General features: G+C 71.6%; 23 protein-coding genes and 1 tRNA gene. 12 read left to right on the forward strand and 12 right to left on the reverse strand.

Annotation, left to right across the window (positions count from 1 at the left end; genetic code table 11):
- Positions 1–10: 10 nt before the first annotated feature.
- Together AC1DXT_RS15040 and AC1DXT_RS15045 are read right to left on the reverse strand one after the other, a co-directional pair.
- Complete coding sequence (locus AC1DXT_RS15040) at positions 11–1,159, reverse strand: sensor histidine kinase (RefSeq protein ID WP_477062106.1); 1,149 nt, start codon at positions 1,157–1,159, stop codon at positions 11–13.
- Positions 1,156–1,875 (reverse strand): response regulator transcription factor, encoded by a 720-nt coding sequence (locus AC1DXT_RS15045; RefSeq protein WP_477062107.1) that lies wholly within the window; start codon positions 1,873–1,875, stop codon positions 1,156–1,158. The genes AC1DXT_RS15040 and AC1DXT_RS15045 overlap by 4 nt, the downstream gene beginning before the upstream one ends.
- Positions 1,876–2,010: 135 nt before the next feature.
- Here AC1DXT_RS15045 and AC1DXT_RS15050 point away from each other — a divergent pair, with 135 nt between their 5' ends.
- The 3 genes from AC1DXT_RS15050 to AC1DXT_RS15060 are packed head-to-tail and all read left to right on the forward strand — an operon-like array spanning position 2,011 to position 3,955.
- Positions 2,011–2,673 (forward strand): glycosyltransferase family 2 protein, encoded by a 663-nt coding sequence (locus AC1DXT_RS15050; RefSeq protein WP_477062108.1) that lies wholly within the window; start codon positions 2,011–2,013, stop codon positions 2,671–2,673.
- Positions 2,670–3,326, forward strand: a complete 657-nt coding sequence (locus tag AC1DXT_RS15055) for a TIGR04282 family arsenosugar biosynthesis glycosyltransferase (RefSeq protein ID WP_477062109.1) — start codon at positions 2,670–2,672, stop codon at positions 3,324–3,326. The genes AC1DXT_RS15050 and AC1DXT_RS15055 overlap by 4 nt, the downstream gene beginning before the upstream one ends.
- Entirely contained in the window at positions 3,326–3,955 is a 630-nt protein-coding gene (locus AC1DXT_RS15060; RefSeq protein ID WP_477062110.1) for a class I SAM-dependent methyltransferase, read from the forward strand. Before AC1DXT_RS15055 ends, AC1DXT_RS15060 begins: the two co-directional genes overlap by 1 nt.
- Positions 3,956–3,962: 7 nt before the next feature.
- Here AC1DXT_RS15060 and AC1DXT_RS15065 read toward each other — a convergent pair whose 3' ends face one another.
- The 3 genes from AC1DXT_RS15065 to AC1DXT_RS15075 form a co-directional block, all read right to left on the reverse strand.
- Positions 3,963–4,433, reverse strand: a complete 471-nt coding sequence (locus AC1DXT_RS15065; protein ID WP_477062111.1) for a hypothetical protein — start codon at positions 4,431–4,433, stop codon at positions 3,963–3,965.
- Positions 4,430–5,593 carry a molybdopterin-dependent oxidoreductase gene (locus AC1DXT_RS15070; protein ID WP_477062112.1) on the reverse strand — a complete coding sequence of 388 codons (1,164 nt, stop codon included), beginning with the start codon at positions 5,591–5,593 and terminating at the stop codon, positions 4,430–4,432. The genes AC1DXT_RS15065 and AC1DXT_RS15070 overlap by 4 nt, the downstream gene beginning before the upstream one ends.
- A gap of 69 nt (positions 5,594–5,662) precedes the next feature.
- Positions 5,663–6,997: a hypothetical protein gene (locus AC1DXT_RS15075; RefSeq protein WP_477062113.1), complete on the reverse strand. Its 1,335-nt coding sequence runs from the start codon at positions 6,995–6,997 to the stop codon at positions 5,663–5,665.
- Between the two features lie 364 nt (positions 6,998–7,361).
- On the opposite strand from AC1DXT_RS15075, the gene AC1DXT_RS15080 reads away from it, so the two are divergent.
- Genes AC1DXT_RS15080 through AC1DXT_RS15090 form a run of 3 tightly spaced genes read left to right on the forward strand, consistent with a single transcriptional unit; the run spans position 7,362 to position 9,474 of the window.
- Positions 7,362–7,952, forward strand: a complete 591-nt coding sequence (locus AC1DXT_RS15080; protein WP_477062114.1) for a TetR/AcrR family transcriptional regulator — start codon at positions 7,362–7,364, stop codon at positions 7,950–7,952.
- On the forward strand, positions 7,949–8,704 hold the full coding sequence (locus AC1DXT_RS15085; protein WP_477062115.1) for an ABC transporter ATP-binding protein: 756 nt from the start codon (positions 7,949–7,951) through the stop codon (positions 8,702–8,704). The genes AC1DXT_RS15080 and AC1DXT_RS15085 overlap by 4 nt, the downstream gene beginning before the upstream one ends.
- Positions 8,701–9,474: an ABC transporter permease gene (locus AC1DXT_RS15090; RefSeq protein WP_477062116.1), complete on the forward strand. Its 774-nt coding sequence runs from the start codon at positions 8,701–8,703 to the stop codon at positions 9,472–9,474. Before AC1DXT_RS15085 ends, AC1DXT_RS15090 begins: the two co-directional genes overlap by 4 nt.
- Positions 9,475–9,538: 64 nt before the next feature.
- On the opposite strand, the gene nhaA is transcribed toward AC1DXT_RS15090, so the two are convergent.
- The 3 genes from nhaA to AC1DXT_RS15105 form a co-directional block, all read right to left on the reverse strand.
- The gene (gene nhaA, locus AC1DXT_RS15095) at positions 9,539–10,849 is read right to left on the reverse strand and encodes a Na+/H+ antiporter NhaA (RefSeq protein WP_477062117.1); all 1,311 of its coding nucleotides are present in this window, start codon (positions 10,847–10,849) and stop codon (positions 9,539–9,541) included.
- A gap of 110 nt (positions 10,850–10,959) precedes the next feature.
- On the reverse strand, positions 10,960–11,097 hold the full coding sequence (locus AC1DXT_RS15100; protein ID WP_477062118.1) for a hypothetical protein: 138 nt from the start codon (positions 11,095–11,097) through the stop codon (positions 10,960–10,962).
- A gap of 30 nt (positions 11,098–11,127) precedes the next feature.
- Positions 11,128–11,997, reverse strand: coding sequence for an alpha/beta fold hydrolase (locus AC1DXT_RS15105; protein ID WP_477062119.1), 870 nt, complete (start codon positions 11,995–11,997; stop codon positions 11,128–11,130).
- A 186-nt stretch (positions 11,998–12,183) separates the two neighbouring features.
- Here AC1DXT_RS15105 and AC1DXT_RS15110 point away from each other — a divergent pair, with 186 nt between their 5' ends.
- From AC1DXT_RS15110 to AC1DXT_RS15130, 5 genes are all read left to right on the forward strand, one after another.
- A complete protein-coding gene (locus tag AC1DXT_RS15110; protein ID WP_477062120.1) occupies positions 12,184–13,875 on the forward strand; it encodes an FAD-dependent oxidoreductase in 1,692 nt (563 codons plus the stop codon).
- A gap of 20 nt (positions 13,876–13,895) precedes the next feature.
- Complete coding sequence (locus AC1DXT_RS15115; RefSeq protein WP_477062121.1) at positions 13,896–14,261, forward strand: rhodanese-like domain-containing protein; 366 nt, start codon at positions 13,896–13,898, stop codon at positions 14,259–14,261.
- Positions 14,262–14,430: 169 nt separating this feature from the next.
- Positions 14,431–14,811, forward strand: coding sequence for a thioredoxin (gene trxA / locus AC1DXT_RS15120; RefSeq protein WP_477062122.1), 381 nt, complete (start codon positions 14,431–14,433; stop codon positions 14,809–14,811).
- On the forward strand, positions 14,808–15,203 hold the full coding sequence (locus tag AC1DXT_RS15125) for a DUF302 domain-containing protein (protein ID WP_477062123.1): 396 nt from the start codon (positions 14,808–14,810) through the stop codon (positions 15,201–15,203). Before trxA ends, AC1DXT_RS15125 begins: the two co-directional genes overlap by 4 nt.
- A 68-nt stretch (positions 15,204–15,271) precedes the next feature.
- Positions 15,272–15,544 (forward strand): metal-sensitive transcriptional regulator, encoded by a 273-nt coding sequence (locus tag AC1DXT_RS15130; protein WP_477062124.1) that lies wholly within the window; start codon positions 15,272–15,274, stop codon positions 15,542–15,544.
- A 45-nt stretch (positions 15,545–15,589) separates the two neighbouring features.
- Here the strand turns inward: AC1DXT_RS15130 and AC1DXT_RS15135 are convergent, their stop codons facing one another.
- Positions 15,590–18,079 (reverse strand): FAD-dependent oxidoreductase, encoded by a 2,490-nt coding sequence (locus tag AC1DXT_RS15135; protein ID WP_477062125.1) that lies wholly within the window; start codon positions 18,077–18,079, stop codon positions 15,590–15,592.
- Positions 18,080–18,329: 250 nt separating this feature from the next.
- Between AC1DXT_RS15135 and AC1DXT_RS15140 the strand changes: the two genes are divergently transcribed.
- Positions 18,330–18,839 carry a methyltransferase family protein gene (locus tag AC1DXT_RS15140; RefSeq protein ID WP_477062126.1) on the forward strand — a complete coding sequence of 170 codons (510 nt, stop codon included), beginning with the start codon at positions 18,330–18,332 and terminating at the stop codon, positions 18,837–18,839.
- Positions 18,840–19,292: 453 nt separating this feature from the next.
- Here AC1DXT_RS15140 and AC1DXT_RS15145 read toward each other — a convergent pair.
- The 3 genes from AC1DXT_RS15145 to der form a co-directional block, all read right to left on the reverse strand.
- A tRNA-Pro gene (locus AC1DXT_RS15145) sits at positions 19,293–19,366 on the reverse strand.
- 27 nt (positions 19,367–19,393) lie between these two features.
- Positions 19,394–20,437, reverse strand: a complete 1,044-nt coding sequence (locus tag AC1DXT_RS15150; protein ID WP_477062127.1) for a hypothetical protein — start codon at positions 20,435–20,437, stop codon at positions 19,394–19,396.
- A complete protein-coding gene (gene der / locus AC1DXT_RS15155) occupies positions 20,434–21,909 on the reverse strand; it encodes a ribosome biogenesis GTPase Der (protein WP_477062128.1) in 1,476 nt (491 codons plus the stop codon). Before der ends, AC1DXT_RS15150 begins: the two co-directional genes overlap by 4 nt.
- Positions 21,910–21,943 lie beyond the last annotated feature (34 nt).

Below are 21,943 nucleotides of genomic sequence, written 5' to 3' on the forward strand. Positions count from 1 at the left end.
TCAGCTGCGGTCAGTCCTGGAGAACGGTGGCGGTGGTCTCTCCCTGCGCCGGGAGCCGGACCTCGAACAGGCATCCTGCGTCGGTCGGCTCGACGTCCACCCGACCGCCGTGTGCCGCGACGACGGTCCCGACGATGGCCAACCCGAGCCCCCTCGACCCAGTCTCCCGCCGGTGTGCGCCATGGACCCCGCCACCCTGGAACCCCTCCTCGAACACGTGCGCGCGCTCTTCGGCCGGGATCCCCCCGCAGGTGTCCTCGACGGCGACGCGCACCTGACCGTCGTGCCGGTAGCCGGCGACGCGCACGGTGCCGCCTCGTCCGCTGCTCCGCACGGCATTGCCGACAAGATTGTCGAGAACCCGGGCGAGCTCGTCGGGGAGGCCGACGACCTCCAGCCCAGGCTGGACGTTGGCGATCAGGACAACGTCCTGGGCGACGGCCGCGGGCGCCGAGTGGGCGAGCACGTCGGTCAGGACTGCGCTCAGCTCCACTGTTTGTGGCGGCCGGGCCGGCGCCGGCCCGTCGGGGCTCGACAGATCGGTGAGGTCGTCGATCATCCGCCCCATCCGCTCTACGGCGGCCCCGATGCCGAAGTAGGCGGTGTCGGTGTCCGTGATCACCCCATCCTTCAGCCCCTCGATCGTCGCGCCGACGCCGGACAGCGGCGACTTCAGGTCATGACTGACGAACGCCACGACCTGCCTGCGAGCGGACTCCAGGGCACGCTCCCGCTCCCGCGACGCCTCGAGGCGCACACGGGTCCTCGCCAGCTCGGACGAGAGCTCCGCGAGCTCGGCCGTCACGGGGGACGCCGCCGGGAGGCTCGCCTCGGTCGCCAGGCCGCGGGCCTGCGCACCAACTGCACGGACGTCGGCAAGCACGAAACGCCCGAGCAGCACCGCGAGCACAACAGCGGGGAGTGAGGAGAGTCCCAGAACGAGGCGAGCGACTGCCGCGTCGTGCTCCGACAGGAACATCGCGCCGACATTCACCCAGATCGCCAGCGCGACGACGGCGACCGGAACAAGGGCCGTGACCACCATCGCCGCGACGAGGGAGACGCGGCGGACCCGGTTGACGACGAGCGCGCCGACGACCCCGACACCGGCGGCACACAGTGTGGTCATGCCGGCGATGAACCAGAGGTCCCGGCTCATCTCGAGGCCTCGGCTAGCGACGCAGTCAGCTCGTCGGCCGTGCCGAGCCGGTAGCCGGTTCCGCGAACGGTCGTGAGCAGCATCGGCTCCGACGGGTCGGGCTCGAACTTCCTGCGGAGGCGACGAACGTGCACCACGACCGTCGAGTCGTCGCCGAAGTCCCAGCCCCATACCCGACGCAGCAGCTCACGCGTGCCGAACGTCGACCCTGCGTGCTGCGCGAGGAAGAGAAGCAGGTCGAACTCGCGCGGGGCCAGCACCTGCTCAGACCCGGCCAAGGACACCGAACGGGTGGACGGATCCAGCGTCAGGGGACCGACGGTGACCGATCGCAAGCCGTCACCGGGATGGATGTCACCCCGCCGCAGCAAGGCGTGCACGCGCAGGACGAGCTCACGCGGGCTGAACGGCTTGGTGAGGTAGTCGTCGGCACCGAACTCGAGTCCGATGATCCGGTCGTCCACGCTGCCGAGGCCGGAGAGCAGGACCACTGGGGTCCGGTCGGCGTCGGACCGCATGCGGCGCAGCAGGTCAAGCCCCGAGGCGCCGGGGAGCCGCACGTCGAGCACGACGGCGTCGGGCCGGGTCTCCCGCCAGATGCGTTCGCCCTCACGCGCGTCGCCTGCGACGCTGGTCCGCACGCCGTCTGCCTCCAGGTACGCGGCCACGCTGCGCGCCACGAGCTCCTCGTCGTCGACCACCAGCACACTGGGCATGGTGGTCACGCTAGTCCGCGTCCCGATGTGCAGCGGACCCGAACCGGTCCTGGACGCCCTGTGGGGCGGATCCGTCATCGAACGGTCATCCCGGCCGAGCCCGCCACTCGGCGGAGCCCTCATAGCGTTGGGCGGGTGACTGGTGGAGACCCGACGGTGGACCTGGTGCTGCCCTGCCTCGACGAGGCGGCCGCGCTCGCGTGGCTCCTCCCGCGGGTGCCGCCGGGCGTGCGCGCGATCGTCGTCGACAACGGGTCGACCGACGGCACTGCCAAGGTCGCACGCGAGCTCGGCGCTCACGTAGTCCGGGAGGAACGTCGCGGGTTCGGGGCCGCCTGTCACGCCGGCCTGCTCGCCGCCACCGCCGACGTCGTGGCGTTCATGGACGCCGACGGCAGCCTCGACCCGCGACAGCTGGTCCGGGTGCTCGACCCGCTGCGCGAGGGGGCCGACCTCGTCCTGGGGCGGCGGCGGCCCACGTCGGCGGCCGCCTGGCCCTGGCACCTGCGCGTCGCGAACAAGGTCCTCGTCCGCCGGCTGGAACGTCGGACCGGGCTGCGCCTGGCGGATCTCGGGCCGATGCGGGCGGCCCGCCGGGCGGCTCTGCTAGCGCTCGACCTGCACGACCGACGCTCGGGCTACCCGCTGGAGATGGTCGTCCGCTCGGCCGACGACGGCTGGCGGATCAGCGAGGTCGACGTCGACTACGAGCTCCGGACGGGTCGCTCCAAGGTGACCGGCACCCCGCTGGGCGTGGTCCGCGCGGTGCGCGACATGTCTGCGGTGCTGGCGTCATGACTGCCCCGGCCGAGCCCGCCCAGGCTGTCGTGCTGCTCGCCAAGGCGCCTGTCGCCGGACGCGTCAAGACCCGGCTGCACAGCGCATTCAGCCCGCACGACGCGGCGACCCTGGCTCAGGCCGCGCTCGAGGACACCCTCGCTGCGATGTCCTCGACCTCGGCGACCCACAGGGTCGTCGCTCTGGACGGAGATCCCGGCCCGTGGCTCCCGCCGGGCTTCGACGTGGTGGCGCAGCCGTCGGGCGACCTCGGTATCAGGTTGGCCGCAGCCTTCCGTGGCGTGCTCGAACGCACAGGGCACTCCCCCGCCCTGCTGGTCGGGATGGACACCCCTCAGCTCGGGGTGCACCTCGCGGCGGCCGACTTCGCCGATGCCGACGCCGTCCTCGGCCTGACCGATGACGGAGGCTACTGGGCCATCGGGTTGCGAGAGGCGGACGACCGCGTCTTCGACGGTGTCCCGATGTCGACGGGCCGGACCGGCGGGGCCCAGCTCCGTCGGCTCCGGGACCTCGGGCTCCGAGTGCGCCTCCTCCCCCGGCTCCGCGACGTCGACGTACCCGCCGACGCGCGCGCCGTCGCCCTCGACGCTCCCTGGACGCAGTTCGCTGCCGCGTGGCGCCGCCTCACTGACGACGGGGCGACGCGCTGATGCGTCCGCACCCGATGATGCTCTACGAGGCTGCGCTCGACGGAGAGCCAGTCGTCGCACTGGGTTCGGGCGGCATCGTCACCCTCGCCGTGGCGCGCTGGACGCACGAGCCGGACGCCATCGACGACCTGATGCTGGCGCGGTGCGAGCCTCCTGTTCTGGACGTCGGCTGCGGCCCGGGCCGGCTCGTCGCCGCCCTCAACGCACGCGGCGTCCCGGCCCTGGGCATCGACATCTCCGCCCGTGCCGTCCAGCACGCGCGCCGGCGCGGGGCGACCGTCCTACGGCGTGCCGTGGAGCACCACCTCCCCGCCGAAGGACGGTGGGGCACGGTCCTGCTCGCCGACGGGAACATCGGCATCGGCGGCGACCCGGCGGCACTGCTCGACCGGTGCCGGGCGCTGGTCGGTCCCCACGGCCTGGTCCTGGTGGAGACCGACGTCGACGACGACGCCGACGACACCTCGCCGTTGACCCTGCGCCGTGCCGACGGGCGAACCAGTCGCCCCATGCCGTGGGCGCGGACGGGCGTGCACGCGCTCGTCCGGCTCGCTCCGAGGTGCGGGTTCGCCGTCCTGGAGCAGTGGCGCCTGCAGGGTCGGACTGTCGTCGCGCTGCGGGCGCTCTGAGGGGTCGTCAGTCGGTGTCCTCGCGCGGGAGGAGGTCGGGATCGGCAGGTTCGGGTCCACGCGGCCGGGCGCGTGCTGCGCCGGCGGCCGCGCCCACCAGGACGGCGAGAACCAGGACCGCCGTGGCGACGACGACGGAGGTCGTCAGCGGCACAGGGACCACGGACGGGTCACGGCGCATGCCGGAGGCCACGACGATGACGACCGCAAAGATCGCGAGGACGACCGCACCCAGAGCCCCGGCCCGCAGCGCCGGACGCCAGCCCACCGGCACTCGCGGCAGGACGAGCGCGCCGAGGACCACCGCCGCCGGTGCCAGCACCGCGTCGTGCACCGCGACCCCGCCGGCCAACCAGAGCAGCACGGACGGCCACTGGCCCTGCGGCACGGACGTCAGCCCGACGACCACGCCGACACCGACCAGCACCACCCCGGCGCCCAGCAGGGCCAGGCGCCCGGTCGACCAGGTCTCGCTCATGCCTCCACGACCTCGATGCGGTCGAGCCACTTGGTCTGCAGGACGCCCGGCCGGTTCGGCGCGATCAACCTCGCCGGATACCCGTGGTCAACGTGCAGCGGTTCACCACCGAGCCGGAGTGCGACGACGCTGTCGGGGTGCCGAGCGTAGGCACCGGGCAGCACGGACTCGTTGTACGAGCCGGCTTCCTGCAGGCTCACGAACCGGACGTCGGCATCCTCCCGGTCGCTCACCGCGGCGATGAGATCGACGACCCGGACCCCCTGCCACGTCGCGGTCGTGCTCCAGCCCTCCACGCAGGCGATCGGGAGAACGACCGTGACCTGACGCATCGCCTCCAGGTCGGCCCGCGAGAGCCGGAGGGTCCCGCCAGGGCCACGGACGGTGAGCCGCCATGCAGGGTCGGTCGCACGATCGAGCACGCCCGCGCTCCCGGCCGTGCGGTTCACCGGCACGCCCTGAACGCCGACTCCGGACTGGCGGGGCGAGAGGACCGCTGCCCCGGACAGTGGTGTCACCGTCTGCCCCACGGTCAGCGCCGTCAGGCCAAGGACCGTCAGAGCGATGCCCGCCAGGAACCCGCGCCGCGTGGGCCCGTCGTGCTCGCCCTCCGCCTCCTGACCGACTGGATGCCGCAGCGCAGCCGCGATGGTCGGCAGCTTGACCGCGACGTGGATGACGATCGACCCCACCAGCACCCAGGCGACCGCAAAGTGGACTCGCACGAAGGAGAACGACCACGGGTACCACTGGAAGATGTTGAGAAGCCCGGTGACCAGCTGGAAGATCGCAGTGGCGACGAGCACGGCCACTGACCCTCGCTCCAGCAGGTGCAGCGGTCCGCGCAGCCGTGGACGCTGGAACAGGGCGGGATAGACGGCGTACAGCTTGGCCAGGAGCAGGGGCAGTGCGGCCAGACCTGCAGCGACGTGCACGCCCTGGCTCAGCCGGTATCCCCAGACCGGCAGCGGCGTGAACGGGACCCAGGCGACGGGCTGCTGGTGCAGGTGGGACAGCAGCCCCGTGACGAATGCCGTGCCGATCGCCGCGGCCAGCAGGACTCCGACCCGGGCCACGACGCGCGGGTCGTGCACCGGTGACCGGAAGTCCGCCTGGTCCGGCGGCTTCCGCCGCAGGTCGCTGAGCCGGGTGCGGGCCACGCTCCGACCCTAGGTCGGCCGTGGCCGGCCGGACCCGGACCGGCGATGACGGCTACCTGACGGTGCTCCTCACCAGGGCGAGACCAGCACGACCTGGAGCGCGATCGTCGTGGCCGCCTGCGCGACAAGCCATCCCCGCCGGTCCGCGACCGTGGCCGCGACCGGCAGCACCCAGCACGCCAGAGGCAGCCAGATGCGTTCCACCTCCCCGCGCTCCACCCCGGACACGGCACCGAGGAGCGCGGCACCCAGCGCCACGACCACGAGGAGCTGGACCGCTCGCGGCAGGGAACGCAGGCCAACGAGCCCTCCGACGCCTGCCGGCCCGACGAGGGCGCCGAGCAGGACTAGGTCGGCGACGAGGAAGTAGAGATACGGCCGCTCCGCTGCTCGACCCAGGGTGGACGCCAGGTGGGTGACGGCGATGCCGTCCGGGAGCCAGAACCCGGCCGCGCCCCAAGAGGCCACCGAGGCCAGGACGACAATGCCGGCCACGACTGTGGGAGTCCACCGCCGGGTGACGATCCCGACGACCAGGGCGAGCGCGCCCATCGGCAGCAAGCCGTAGGACAGGAACGGGCACAGGCTCAAGACCAGTCCCGCCGCGAGCGCCCACGGCCATGACCGTCCGTCCCGGGTGGAGGCGACGGCGAGCAGGGCGACGCCCCAGGCCAGCACCCCCGCGAAGAACGCGTCGGCCGACGTCGCCAGCCACAGCGCTGACGGTGCGAGCACCGCGGCGGGCAGCGCGCGGCGCACGGCCTCCTCACCGTGCGGGCCCGCGAGCGCCCGCACCGTGATGCCCACTGCCACCAACGAGCTCGTTCCCGCCAGCAGCACGAGCGCCGCCATCCACCACTCGCCGCCCAGGCCCAGCCGGTCGAGCCCGCCGAGCAGCAACGCCATGCCTGGCGGGTGGCCGCGCACGTGCACCGGGTACATCAGAGCGCGATCGGTGAAGGTGCGCAGGAACTCCCCCGGGTCTTGGGCCACCAACGGCACGACCGCCAGATAGTCCTTCTCGTCGGTCAGCGGTGCGGCGATCGCGGCGAAGCCGTCCGTCACCGCCAGGAGCACCGCGAACGCGGTCGACGCTGCCCACCCGGCGAGGAGAACGAGGCGCCAGCCTGCCGTGCCCGCGAAGCGAGGTCCATGGAGGACGACGAGCCCGGCGACGATCACGGCGAGGACGGTGCCGACCGACACGCGACCGTGCAGATACCCGATGAACGGCGGAGCGCTCCCGTAGGTGACGACCGCACCGCGGTCTGCCAAGGCGAGTCCCGCAGCCCAGAGAGCGCCGAGCCCCACCAGCCACAGTGCGACCGCGAGCACCGCTCGTCGCGTGACGACCACCGGTGCTGTCCGCGCTGCTGCGGCGGTGCCTGACGCGCGTGGTCCCACGCGTTCACCCTGGCACGGCGTGATCGTGGGCGACATGACGGTCGGATGACGGCGACCGGCGCAGGCTCGGCGTTCCATCTGGGCCGCCGAGGACGTACTCCGCCTGAGCTGAGGCTCTCGACCGCGAAGATTCCGGGGTGCCCTGTCGACCGGTACCCCAGCGTGAAGTACGACAGAACAGCCAACGTGAGACGAGGATCGGGGAGGCCGCGAGCAGTCCGTCGTGAGGCGAGGGTGCGCCGCTGATCGGGAACGCGTGGTTGTGAACTCACGTCCAGTCGGATGCGGTCGCGACAACTGTCGGATGCACCGTGGAAGGCAATTGCGCTGGTGCAGATGGTTAGTTAGTAACTAACATGGCGCTATGGCATCGCAGTCCGCTTCGACCGCATCCTCGCGCGCGGCCGAGACCCGTCGGTCGCTCCAGGCGCACGCCCTGCGCCTGTTCGAGGAGCAGGGTTATGAACGGACGACCGTCGCGGAGATCGCAGCAGCGGCGGGCGTGTCCCACATGACGTTCTTCCGGAACTTTCCGACGAAGGAGGACGTGGTCCTGGACGACCCGTACGACCCCCTCCTGGCAGAGGCGGTCAGCTCGCAGCCGCGGGACCTTCCAGCGCTCGAGCGCGTCCGGCTCGGCCTACTCAGCACGCTGGCCGACCTGAGGTCCGAGGAGTTCGACGCGCGGTCGCGGCAGCGGCTTCGTCTGGCGACCGGCGTCCCGTCCCTGCGCGCACGGATCTGGGAGAACATGGCGAAGACGCAAGACGCAATCGTCGCGGTTCTCGTCGCGCAGGACGTCGAGCCGGTCGTCGCGGAGGCGTCGGTCGGGGCCGTGCTCGGCGCGATGACGTCGGGTCTGCTGCACTGGGGAGCCTCCGAGCCGTCGGCTGATGGCGCGCGGCTGGCCGATGCGCTCGCGACGGCCCTCCACGTCCTGGCACCGCGGCCATGACGTCGCTGCGCGCCACGGGCCTCGTGCGACGGTTCGGCCGTCTGACGGCGGTCGACGGCGTCGACCTGGAGGTTCGCGCCGGTGAGGTGCATGCCCTCGTCGGGATGAACGGCTCGGGCAAGACGACGTTGCTGCGCATGCTCGTCGGCGTCCTGCGCCCCGATGCCGGGGAGATCACTCTGAGCGCCGGGTCTGCGGCAACCGGTGCGGTGATCGGGCACCTCATCGACCTGCCCGCCGCCTACTCCGAGCTCACCGTGGAGCAGAACCTCCGCGCCGCGGCCCTCCTTCGGGCCGTGCCCCGCGCCGTCGTGCGACAAGCCGTGGCCGAGGCTGCGGACGTGGTGGGGATCTCCGGGCTGATGACTCGGCGAGCAGGCGGACTGTCGCTGGGTAACCGACAGCGCCTCGGTCTGGCGACAGCGATCGTGCATCGCCCGCGGCTGCTCGTGCTCGATGAGCCGACCAACGCCCTGGACCCTGCAGGCGTGCTGGCCGTGCGACGGCTCCTCCTCGAGCGTGCACGGACGCACAAGTGCGCGGTGCTCGTGTCCAGCCATCACCTCGACGAGCTCGCCCGCATCGCCGACCGCATCACGGTGCTCCACCGCGGCCGGGTGATCGGCTCCCTCGATCCGCACGCACCGGACCTGGAGGTGCTGCTGTTCGCGATGGCGGCCCGAGCCGACGGCATCGACGACGAGACACTGCTGGCGCCGCTGCCTGCTCCGCACGATGAGGACCGCGCATGAGCGCCGCATGGACGGTCGAGATGCTCAAGATGTCCCGGTCGCCGGTGACCCGCACCGCGTTCGCCGCGATGGCAGCGGTGGCGGCACTCTTCTCGGTCGGCGCAGCCATCCTCACCGAGCAGGGAACCGCGGACGGCTCCCTCGCCGGGGCGAAGATCGCCACGATGATCGACGGCGTCGGGTGGACGGCGGTGAGCGGTGCGTTCGGCCAGGTGGTGGCCGTGCTCTGGCTGCTGGGCACCGGCGTGGTCGCCGCATGGACCTGCGGCCGGGAGTACTCCGACCGGACGCTCGGCCAGCTGCTGGCCCTGCCGACGCCGCCGTCGCGGATCGCGGCCGCCAAGCTCGGATCGGTGATGCTCGTCTCGTCGGGCACCGCCGCTGCGGCGGCCCTGGTGGCGCTCGCCGGAGGTATGGCCGTGGGAATGGGCGTCCCGGACGCCCACGATCTGCAGGCACTCGGGGCCGGCGTGCTCGCCGGCGTCGCGAGCGCCTGGCTGGCGCTGCCCTTCGCGTGGGTGGCAACCGTAGGACGGGGATACCTGCCGGCGGTGGGCGCACTGCTGGGCGTGATCATGGTCAGCCAGGTCGTCGTCCTGTTGGGCGGCGGGGCATGGTTCCCCTGGGCGGTGCCCTCACTGCTGGTGGGCGCCGGGGGCGACCAGGCGGCCACCGAGGTGAGCGCGATCGGAGTCCTGCTAGTTCTGGGGGTCGGCGTCGTGGCCTGCATGGCCACCGTCAAGACGTGGTCACGGCTGCAGCTGGTGTGACTTCGACTGACGGGCGAAGACGCGCTGCCCCCCCGCAGGTTCTGAGCGGTGCGGCGTGCTGGGCTCAGGACTCGCGTGGCTGATAGGCGTCCGGAATCCCGTCGTGATCGTCGTCGGCGAGCTCGGCCGCCTGGAGGCGTCGATACGTGCCGTTTCGGCTCGCGAGCACGACCGCGGCAAGCAGGGCCGCAGTAAGGGATCCGACGAGGATCGCGACCTTGACGTGGTCGTCCTGCTCGCTGCCCGCGCCGAAGGCCAGGTCGCCGATGAGTAGCGACACGGTGAAGCCGATCCCACCGAGGATCGCCAGGCCGAGCACGTCGATCCACGTCAGGTCGGAATCGAGGTCAGCGCGGGTGAACCGAGCGACCAGCCAGGTCGCGGCGAGGATCCCGAGCGGTTTGCCCAGCACGAGCCCGAGGACGATCCCTATGGCGATCGGGTCCGCGGCGGCCGCCCGCGCACCGTCGAGCCCGCCCAAGGTCACCCCGGCGGCCATGAGGGCGAAGACGGGCACCGCGACGCCGGACGACAGCGGGCGGAACCGGTGCTCGAAGTGCTCAGCCAACCCGGGCCCGGCACCCGGTCCGCCGGCACGGTCGCTCCGCACCACGGGTACGACGAAGGCGAGCAGCACCCCGGCGACCGTGGCGTGGACCCCCGAGGCGTGCACCAGCGTCCAGGTGGCGGCGGCCAGCGGGAGCAGGAGCCACCATGACCTGACTCGGCGCTGCACCAGAACCGCGAAGAGGGCGAGCGGCACGAAGGCCCCCAGCAGCGGCGCGATCGCGAGCTGCTCGGTGTAGAAGATGGCGATGATGACGATCGCGAGCAGGTCATCGACCACGGCGAGCGTGAGCAGGAATGTGCGCAGCGCCGCCGGCAGGTGCCGTCCGATCACGGCAAGCACGGCGAGCGCGAACGCGATGTCCGTCGCGGTCGGGATCGCCCAGCCCTCGAGTGCGCCGTCCGTCGCGCTTGCGTTCACCACGGTGTAGAGCACCGCGGGGACAATCACGCCACCGACCGCTGCCGCGATCGGCACTGCGGCGCGACGGGGGTCACGCAGATCCCCCGCGACGAACTCCCTCTTCAGCTCGAGCCCGGCGACGAAGAAGAAGATCGCCAACAACCCGTCCGAGGCCCACGCTTCCACCGTGAGATCGAGGTGCAGTGCAGCAGGCCCGAACGTGAACGCCTGAAGTGCCTCGTAGGCATCGACCCACGGCGAGTTGGCCCAGACCAACGCCACAACGGCGGCCACCAGCAGGAGGGCTCCCCCGACGGTCTCCTTGCGCAGGATCTGGCCGATCCGCTGCGCCTCAGGCCACGTTCCCCGAGACAGTAGTCGGGCGGAGCGATCGGGAGTGGGCACGAAGTCAACCTTTGTCTGGAGTCGTCAAGGACGTTGCCGACCAGACTTCCCGGCGCACCTCGGCAAGCGTACTGGGCGATCTCCGCCGAGGACGCCGCGCGCCCGTTGGTTCACGGCGCCCAGGTGCCCGCCAGTCGCACCGCGCTGTCGGAGGTGAGCCCGACGATGGTGACGTTCTTGCCCTTCGCCGCGTACTGGGCGGTGATGGCGTCCTGGATGGCGACGCGTGGCGACCTCGCGGCGACCACACCGCCGATGACCCCGGGTGCCGGGTTGCGTCACAGCTCGGCTGCGACGAACGTCCTGACGGCTCGGGCGACCTCATCGCGGGCGGGCCCGATCCAGAACAGGTGGCTCGGCGAGTCGAGCTCGACGAGCGTCGCGGTCGGGATCGTCCGTGCGAGGTCCTCAGCATGCCTGAATGCGACCCCGGCATCGCCCCGGGACGCCGTCACCAGAGTCGGGCAAGAGACCCTGGCCTGAAACAGTCGGCGATAGGCAGATCGCCCGTCGCGCCCCTGGCGCAGGTCGTTCACGAATCCTGATCCGGAGCTCATCGAGCCGAACAGCTCGCGTGCACTGTCCCGATCCGCGGTTGACCAGGAGGACCACCAGTCTTCGGGGGGCCTCATCGACAGCGTCCCCACCATGCGTCGCAATCCGCCCTCCGAGCCGACCAGCCGCGCGATTGCCGCCCAGACAAGCCGTTGCGTGCCGGGTGCAAACGCGATCGGCCCCATCAGCGCCTCGCGACGGGTGTCGGGGTATGCATGGGTAGAGGGCGCGCAGGAGTGCAGGAACAGGCGTGGGACCAGGTCTGGTTGGGCCACGGCAACCTGTATGGCTTGCAGGCCACCGAAGGAGACTCCGACGGCTCCCGAGGTCTCGTCGACCGTCAACCGCTCGCAGCAGTCCGTCACGGCCGGCACGAACTCCTGCGCAGTGAGTCTGCCGACGTCGGTCAGCCCGTACCCGGGTCGCGAGAAGGACAGCACCCCGTAGCCGAGCGAGGCGTACACGCTCCAGCCGCAGTCGACTGCGGCCGAACAGTGCCCGCCGGGGAAGAAGAGCACCGGCGGCCTGTCACCGGGCACGTGCATGACCTCCACCGGACCGAGCCGGGTCTCGACCACTCTGGTCGCGCGCACCCGGAGACCCTACGCGGAACTCATCTCGGGATGTCAGCCTCCGTCGGAGGCGCCCGCACCCGCGGGACCTTCTGCCCTATCCCGCCGATCTTGCCCGGCGAAGGCTGCGCGAGGGTGCCCCGCGAGCTAGCCAGCGGACTCACCCACGAGTTGGCATCTCGATACCCCCCGGGGTATCGTCGACCCATGAACACGACCGAACCTCGCAGGATCGTCATCGTCGGCGGCGTCGCCGGCGGCATGAGCGCCGCCGCTCGCGCCCGGCGCCTGGATGAGCGAGCCCAGATCGTCGTGCTGGAGCAGTCGGACTACGTCTCGTTCGCCAACTGCGGGCTGCCGTACCACCTGTCCGGCGAGATCGAGCGACGGGACGATCTCCTGCTGCACACTCCGGAATCGCTGGGTGCCGCCCTCGCGCTCGACGTGCGGACCGGTCACCGCGTGACCGCGATCGACCGGGCCGCGCGGACGGTCTCGGTCGCGGCCGGCGCGGACAGCTACGACCTCGCGTACGACGCCCTGCTGCTCTCCCCCGGCGCGGTCGCCGTCCGCCCCCCGATCGACGGCCTGGACCACCCGGCCGTGCACGCGTTGCGGACCATCCCCGACCTCGACGCCGTCGAGGAGCACGTCCGCAGGCTCGTCGGCGAGCGGACCGAGCGCCCGCGGGCGGTCGTCGTGGGCGCCGGATTCATCGGCCTGGAGGCGGTCGAGGCCCTGGTCGCCCGCGGCCTCGAGGTCGACGTGGTCGAGCTGGCCGACCACGTCCTGCCGCCCCTGGACGCCGAGCTGGCACCGCTGCTGGCCGACGAGCTGAGGGCACACGACGTCGGTCTCTACCTCGGCGTCTCGGCACGGGCCCTCAACCCCGGTTCGGACACCGCGCTGAGCGTCGTCCTGTCCGACGGCACGGAGCTCAGCGCCGACCTGGTGCTGGTCAACGTGGGCGTGCGTCCCGCGAGCGGGCTGGCACGTGACGCCGGTCTCGCGCTGGGGCGCCACGGTGCCATCCGCGTCGACGAGGACCAGCGGACCTCCGACCCGCACATCTGGGCGGTCGGCGACGCGGTCGAGGTGGTGCACGCCGTCACAGGGACGGTCGGCCCCGTGCCGCTGGCCAGCCCCGCCAACCGCCAGGGACGGCGAGCCGCCGACTCGATGCTGGGTCGGCGCACGACCCCGCAGGCAGCCGTCCTGGGCACCGCGATCGTGCGCGTGTTCGGGCTCACCGCGGCAGTCACCGGCGCGAGCCAGCTGACGCTCACCCGTGCCGGCATCGCGCACGAGGTGGTCCGCATCCACCCCGGACACCACGCCGGCTACTTCCCCGGCGCCGAACAGATCCACCTCGTGGCGTCCTTCGCCCCCGACGGGCGACTGCTCGGCGCCCAGGCCGTCGGGCGCGACGGCGTCGACAAGCGCATCGACGTGCTGGCCACCGCGCTGCGCGCCGAGATGACCGCGGACGACCTTGCCGAGCTGGAGCTGGCCTACGCGCCGCCCTACGGGTCGGCGAAGGACCCCGTGAACATGCTCGGGTTCGTCGCCCAGAACGTCCTCGACGGCACCACGCCGCAGTGGCACGCGAGCGAGCTCGACGACGTCCTGGCCGACACCCTCGTCCTGGACGTCCGCTCACAGGCCGAGTTCGACCGCGGACACCTCAAGGGCGCGCTGCACATCCCGCACACCGAGCTGCGCGGCCGCCTCGACGAGGTCCGCACCGCTGCCGCGGGTCGCCGGGTCAGCGTGCACTGCGCCTCGGGCGTCCGCTCGCACATCGCCACCCGCGTCCTGCTCGCCGCTGGACTCGACGCCCGAAACCTGTCCGGCGGCTGGCTCACTCTCACGGCCGTCCGCCCCGATCTCGTCCCCTGACCCTCAGAAGGAGAAGTCCTATGTCTCTCAGCAGCAGCCTGCGCCGACTGTTCGGCCGCACCGAAGGCGACGACGACACCCTGCGGCCCACGATCGGCGCCGCCCGGGCGCTCGAGCTCGTCCGGGACGGGGCAGCCCTGCTCGACGTGCGCGAGCGGTCCGAGTGGAACAGCGGCCATGCGCCGCAGGCCGTGCACGTACCTCTCGGCGAGATCGACAACGCCCCCCGACGCCTGAAGCAGGACACGCCCGTCGTGGTGATGTGCGCCTCAGGCATGCGCTCGCGCAGCGCCGCCAAGCACCTGCGCAAGCTCGGCTTCGACGCCACGAGCCTGTCCGGCGGGATCGGCGCCTGGCAGTCCGCCGGCGGTCCCGTCCGCCGCTGACCCACCCCGACGAAGGAGAACCCCCATGTGCTCGCCCGCCCGTTGTTCCGCCTGCGGCAAGGTCACCTGGTCCGGCTGCGGCATGCACGTCGACGCCGTCATGGCCGACGTCCCCCGCGCCCAGCAGTGCACCTGCCGCTGACCACCCACGACTCCTGAAGGAGTGCCGTTGTCCACCCTCACCCTGACCGGCGCCGCTTTCGCGGACACGATCCACGAGAACGACATCGTCCTGGTCGACTTCTGGGCCGCCTGGTGCGGCCCGTGCCGGATGTTCGCCCCCATCTTCGAGAACGCGTCGGCGCAGCATCCCGACGTGGTCTTCGCGAAGGTGGACACCGAGGCAGAGCGCGAGCTCGCCGGCCAGGCCGGGATCACGTCGATCCCGACCCTCATGGCGTTCCGCGAGGGCATCCTGCTCTACTCCGAGCCCGGCGCCCTGCCCGCCGCGGCGCTCGAGGAGATCATCGGCGCGATCAAGGCCCTCGACATGGACGCCGTCCGTCGAGAGATCGCCGAGCACCGGGACGGATCGGTGACCCAGCCATGAGCTACGCCCTCAGCACGACCACCGAGCGTCCGTTCGCTGACGCGCTCACGGCTGTCCGCGAGGCACTCGCGGCGCAGGGCTTCGGTGTGCTCACCGAGATCGACCTGGCCGCCACCCTCAAGGCCAAGCTCGACGTCGACATCGCGCCCCAGATCATCCTCGGCGCCTGCAACCCGGTGCTCGCGAACGAGGCTCTGGGAACCGAACCCCAGATCGGCCTGCTCTTGCCCTGCAACGTCGTCGTCCGTGCTGGCGACAACGGTCGGACGGTCGTCGAGGCCGTCGACCCCGACGTGCTCGTCCAGCTCAGCGGCAACGACGCCCTCCAGCGGGTCGCGCGAGACGCCGGCACACGCCTCCGGGCAGCCCTCGCCGCCGTCTCCACGTCATGACGTCGACCACCATCGGCCCAGTACCTCCCGGGGTATCCTGGCTCGCCCGCGACGAAGGAGGTCCCGCCATGGAGCTGGACAAGGACGAGATGTCCAAGGTGTCCAACCGGCTCAAGCGCGCCCAGGGCCAGCTCGCCGCCGTCGTCCGCATGCTCGACGAGGGTCGCGACTGCGAGGACATCGTCATGCAGCTGTCCGCGGTCTCTCGCGCCCTGGACCGCGCAGGCTTCGCGATCATCGCTTCGGGCATGCGTCAGTGCCTGACCCCGACGGAGCCGGACGGCCAGACCGGCACGCTCGACGTGCAGAAGCTCGAAAAGCTGTTTCTGTCCCTCGCCTGACCCGCCACGACGGGGCCGCACCTCTTGGTGCGGCCCCGTCGTGCGTCAGATGAAGAAGGCGCCGTTCGACTCGTTCGCCTCACCTAGGAAGGTCGCCACACCGCCGAGCTCGACCCCGGCGATGAGGTCGTCGACCGCGATGCCCAGCAGGTCCATCGTCATGGTGCAGCCGACGAGCCGGACCCCGGCGCCCTGGGCGGAAGCGATGAGCTCGGTCAGGCTCGGGACCTGGTGGTCCTTCATCACCTTCTTCATCAGCATCGTGCCGCCGCCCAGCATGTTCAGTGTGGACAGCTTCAGGCTCTCCGCGCCCGACGGCATCATGGCGCCGAACATACGGTCCATCCGCGAGCGGGTGCGGGCGGGTGGGTTCTCGCGCCGGAGGGCGTTGAGCCCCCAGAACGTGAAGAACATGGAGACCTCGTCGCCCATCGCGACGGCACCGTTGGCCAGGATGAACGCTGCGAGGACCTTGTCCAGCTCGCCGGAGAACACGACGAAGGACTTCTTGTCCTTCAGCCTCGACGCCGGACCGCTCAGGGCCGCACCCGTGGTCGCGGTGGGCGCGCCCTTGCGGATCCGGGCCGCGTACCCAGGTCCCTCGGGGACCAGGGAGAGGATCTCGTGGCCGTTGCGGGCCGCCCACGCGGGGCCGTCGAGCCGGAAGCCGGCGTCGGAGACGTGCGCGACGATCTCGTCCCCAGGGGCCAGTGCGAGGACCGCGTCCTGCAGCTTCATGATCGGACCGGGGCACGCCAGCCCGGTGCAGTCCAGGTCCACGAGCACGCCCGTCGACGTTGCCGGCGCCGAGGAGGGCGCTGGGCTGGCCGAGGCGTAGGAGATGACCGGCGTCGGGGCGTCGAGGTCGCTGGGAGCGACGTCGTGGTACGCCCGGAAGGTGGTCAGTCCCCCGGAGAGGGTCGACACGTCGGTGAACCCCCGCTGGACCAGGGCCCGGTAGGCCAGGTAGCTGCGGAACCCGACCGCGCAGTACAGCCGGAGGGGGGTGCTGCGGTCCCAGTCCGCCTGCGCCAGGCGCAGGGTCTCCAGCGGGACGTTGTCCGCCCCGGGCAGGTGCCACAGCGCGAACTCCTCCGGGCCGCGCACGTCGATGATCCGTGCGCCGTCGGTCGCCTGGGGGTAGTCGCCCGCATGCCACAGCGTCAGGTCGCCGCGCAGCGTGTTCGAGGCGACGAACCCGATCATGTTGACCGGGTCCTTGGCCGAGCCGAACGGCGGGGCGTAGGACAGCTCGAGGGTCTCCAGGTCGTACACCGTGATCCCTGCGCGCAGGGCGGTAGCCAGCACGTCCAGGCGCTTGTCGACGCCGTCGAACCCGGCGATCTGGGCGCCCAGGATCCGTCCGGTGCCGGGGGCGAACAGGACCTTGACGTGCATCATCGCCGTGCCCGGGTAGTAGCCGGCGTGCCCGTGCGGGTGGGTCTGCACCGCGTCGAACGCGATCCCGGCCGCGACGAGCTGCTTCTCCGAGGCGCCGGTGCCGCCGGCGACCATGTCGAAGACCTTGACGATCGAGGTGCCCTGGGTCGACTCGTAGACGGTCTCCCGACCGCACACGTTCTCCGCCGCGACGCGTCCCTGGCGGTTGGCCGGGCCGGCCAGCGGGATCAGCCAGGTGCCCGGCAGCACGGTGTGCTCGACCTCGACCGCGTCCCCGGCGGCGTAGATGTCCGGGTCGGACGTGCGCATGTGCCGGTCGACCGTGATGCCGCCGCGCGGGCCGATCTCCAGGCCCGCCGCGACCGCCAGGGCGGTGCTCGGGCGCACCCCCGCGGCCATGATGACCAGGTCGGTGTCGATGACCGTGGTGTTCTTCAGCTCGACCCGCACGCGGCCGTCGGGCCGCTCGGTGAAGGCCGCAGCGGCGGTGCCGAGGTGCAGGGCGACGTCGTGCGCCCGCAGGTAGTTCTCCACGGTCGTGGTCAGCTCGCGGTCGAGCGCAGGCATGATCTGGTCGGCCATCTCGACAACCTCGACGGCCACACCGCGCTCGTGCAGGTTCTCGGCCATCTCCAGACCGATGTAGCCCGCCCCGATCACGACCGCGTGCCGCACACCCGCCGTGCCGCCCGCGCCGTCGACCGCCGCCTTGATGACGTCCATGTCGCCGATCCGCCGCAGCACGTGGATCGCCGGCAGGTCGATCCCGGGCAGCGCCGGCCGCACGGGATCGGCACCCGGGGTCAGGATCAGCTTGTCGTAGGGCTCGTCGTACTCGGCGCCGGAGTCGACGTCGCGGACGCGGACCACGTGCGCGGTGCGGTCGATGCCGACGGCCTCGACGCCGATGCGCACGTCGATGTCCAGCTGGTCGCGCAGGCTCGTCGGCGTTTGGACCAGCAGCCGACTGCGTTCAGTGATCACCTCACCAATGTGGTAGGGCAGCCCGCAGTTGGCGAACGACACGTGGTGCCCGCGCTCGAGCACCACGATCTCGGCGAACTCGTCGAGACGCCGTGCGCGCGCGGCTGCGGACATCCCGGCGGCAACTCCGCCGACGACGACGATCTTCATGGAGGACGTCCGTTCCGTGAGGTGGTGGACGTCACGCTAGGACGCGCCTCGACCGGTCAGCAGGGTCGAAAGGCCTGTACCCCAGGGGGTATCCAGGTATACCCGCCCCGGTATTGAGACACCCGGGGCGCATGTCCCGATGCAGGGCCAAACGTCGCATACCGCAGGGGGTATAACGTCGATCGTGCCGGCCGCGGATCCCCCACAGTGCACTGGTACGGCTCAGGCGGCCAGAAAGGCGCGACCGGACGTGACGCACCCGCAGGACAGCTCGCCCGACCGCGACCCCGGCATTGCGAACGGCGACCTGTGGACGGCGCGGCTCTTGGTGAGCGCGCAGTTTGTCCTGCTCGGACTGATCGTGCTGCTGCCCGGACGGACCGACTGGGCCGTCCGCCCGTGGCTGGTGGTCGCATGTGGCGCCGGGCTCCTGACAGGTCTGGTCCTGATGACCGTCGGTGCGACTGCGCTCGGTCGCGGGCTGACGGCAGTGCCGCTGCCCAACCGCCACGCACAGCTGCGCACCGGGGGTCTGTACGGCCGGATGCGGCACCCGATCTACACGGGGTTGCTGCTCGCCGCAGCCTCGGTCGCGGCAGCTTCGGGCAGCATCTGGCGACTCATCGCCTTCGGGCTGCTCGTCGTCCTGCTGACGGTCAAGGCGAGATGGGAGGAGGCGCGCCTGACACGGCGCTTTCCGGGTTACTCCGAGTACGCCGCACGGACGCCGCGCTTCGTCCCCCGCCTCCGTCGGCCGTGACAGTGGAATCGGACGCGTCACCCTCCTGGGCAGCTCGGGCCGAGCAGTGCCTTGAGGCGGCCCGACTGCGCCGCCGAGCGCTCGACGCGCAGCCCGTCAGGCAGCCGCATGACGGTCATTCTCCGGGGACCGGGGAGTTGGGGGCCTGGTGCACACCGCGTGGCGCCGACAACGTCGCGGACCAGGACTTGGCCACCCGGTGACCATCGACGTCGACTCGGTCAAGCTCACACGCGACTGACGGGGCTAGCTCGGACCGTCGCCCGAGCTACGCAACTTCTCAGCGCGTTCTGAGCGCTGGGACCGGGTGGTCGCCGTCGAGCACAAGCGGCCGTCCCAGTTCAGCCGTGTACGTGGCGAGGTGTTTCCCGAGATGCTTCCCGCAGGGCCAAAAAGAGAAGGTCAGGGGCTTCCTAGGATGACCCTAGAAGCCCCTGACCTGCGCTTTCACTGTCGGGCTGACAGGATTTGAACCTGCGACCCCTTGACCCCCAGTCAAGTGCGCTACCAAGCTGCGCCACAGCCCGTCGGCTCCCGCAGAAGCCTCGGAAACTCTACCCCACGGGCGACGTGGTCCGGTCACCCGCGATCACGTCGAGCTCCGCGGCGACCACCGCGAGGATCACCAGGTCGATCGCGAGGCCGATGGTGGCGTCCCACGGCGAGAGCCGGAACAGGAAGATCTGCGTCACCAGCAGGGCGACGAGCGCGGCGCGGCGGAACCAGCGGTAGCCGGCCTCGCGGTCGCGCCGGACCCGCACCAGGCCGACGACGGCGAACGCGGTCGACGCGAGCCCGCTGAGCAGGAGGCCGACGACCAGCCACACCGGCTCGTCGTCCGAGGCGGACCAGCCGTAGATCCCGCGCGCGAGCGTCACGAACGAGGTCGCCACGAGGACAGCGACGGTCACCCACGGCACCCAGCGCGCGCGCACGAGCCAGCGGGATGCGGCGACGATCCACTGCGACAGGGCGCCGATCGGGTCGGGGACCTCGACGGCGTCGTGCTCCACCGCGTCGAGGAGCGCGCGCACCTCGTCGGCACCGGGAACGTCGCCCGCTCGGGCCAGGTACCAGCGCGCCCGGGTCCGCTCGCGGGTGCTGAAGCCACCCGCCAGCCCGGCGACGGCCTGGTCGGCGGCGGCCGCGAGGAACTCGGCCGGGTCGCGGGGGTGGCGGCGCTGCAGCACGTCGGCGAACAGGCCCAGGGCGATGACGACCAGGTAGATGAGCGCCGCCGTCGGCTCCCAGAAGTAGTCGTAGTCGGAGGTCACGAACTTGCCGACCTCGTCGATGAACAGCCCGAAGCCGATGCCGGAGAGCAGGACCGCGAACCGTCGCACGACCGGGCCGATGAACGTCATGAGCACGACGAACGCCAAGGCCATGAGCAGACCGCCCCACAGCACGTGGGAGATGTGCACTCCCCCGCCGCCCAGCTGCGGGAAGCCGGTGAGGCTCAGCAGCAGGCGGGTCACGATGACCGTGGCCAGCGTGATCACCAGGAAGCCGGTGATGTGGCTGCTCGACGCCGGGTCGCGCGGCAGCCCGAGCCTCAGCAGAGGCCGTCGCCGCTGCACCGGCCCGTCGGGCGTCACCGCTTGCGCTTCTCCCGGACACGCACCGAGATCGAGATGGGCGTGCCCTCGAAGCCGAAGGTCTCGCGCAGGCGGCGCTCGATGTACCGGCGGTAGCCGGGGTCGAGGAAGCCGGTCGCGAAGATGACGAAGCGGGGCGGCCGGGTGGACGCCTGGGTCGCGAAGAGGATGCGGGGCTGCTTTCCGCCGCGCAGCGGGTGCGGGTGGGCCGCGACGAGCTCGCCCAGGAACGCGTTGAGGCGCCCGGTCGAGATGCGCATGTCCCACGACTCGAGAGCACGCTCGAGCGCCGGCACCATGCGGTCCGTGTGCCAGCCGGTCTTCGCGGAGATGTTCACGCGCGGCGCCCACTGCACCTGCACGAGGTCCTGCTCGATCTCGCGCTCGAGGAACGGGCGGCGGTCCTCGTCCATGAGGTCCCACTTGTTGTACGCGATGACGAGCGCGCGGCCGGCCTCGATGACCTGCGTGATCACGCGCGTGTCCTGCTCGGTGAGCTTGACGGACGCGTCGACCAGGACGACGGCCACCTCGGCCTTCTCGATCGCGGCCTGCGTCCGCAGGGAGGCGTAGAAGTCGGCGCCGGACGTCTGGTGCACGCGGCGCCGGATCCCGGCGGTGTCGACGAACACCCAGGGCTTGCCCTTGAGCGCGACGAGCTCGTCGACCGGGTCGCGGGTGGTGCCGGCGACGGAGTCGACGACGACGCGCTCGGCGCCGAGCACCTTGTTCAGCAGCGAGGACTTGCCCACGTTGGGGCGGCCGACCAGCGCGACGCGGCGGGGCCCGTCGGGGATCGGGGTGCCGTGCGCGGAGACCTCGGGGAGCGCGTCGATCGCGGCGTCGAGCAGGTCGCCGGTGCCACGGCCGTGCAGCGCGGAGACGGGGAACGGCTCGCCCAGCCCGAGCGACCAGAGGTTGGCGGCATCGGCCTCACCGGCGGGTCCGTCGACCTTGTTGGCGCAGAGCACCACCGGCTTGCCGGCCTTGCGGAGCAGCTTCACCACCTGGGTGTCGGTCTCGGTGACCCCGACGGTCGCGTCGACGACGAAGATCACGGCGTCGGCCAGCGAGATCGCGACCTCGGCCTGCTGGGCCACGCGCGCCTCGATGCCGGCCACGTCGACCTCCCAGCCGCCCGTGTCGACCAGCGTGAACCGCGTGCCGGACCAGTCGGCGGGGTAGCTCACGCGGTCGCGCGTGACGCCCGGCTTGTCCTCGACGACGGCCTCGCGGCGGCCCAGGATGCGGTTGACGAGCGTCGACTTGCCGACGTTCGGTCGGCCGACGACGGCGAGCACGGGAAAGACGACGACCGGCTCCTCGCCGATCTCCCCGACATCACCGGCGTGCAGGAGGGCAAGGTCCTCGTCCTCGAGCTCGTACTCGGTGAGCCCTGCGCGCAGCGCCCGCTCACGGTCGGCTTCGGTGGCCTCGTCGGGCAGCGCAAGGGTGGGATCGGGCTCAGTCATGCGCCCATTGTCCCAGGTGCGGCGACCGCAGGAC

The organism is Cellulomonas sp. P1_G12_2 (assembly GCF_056405535.1).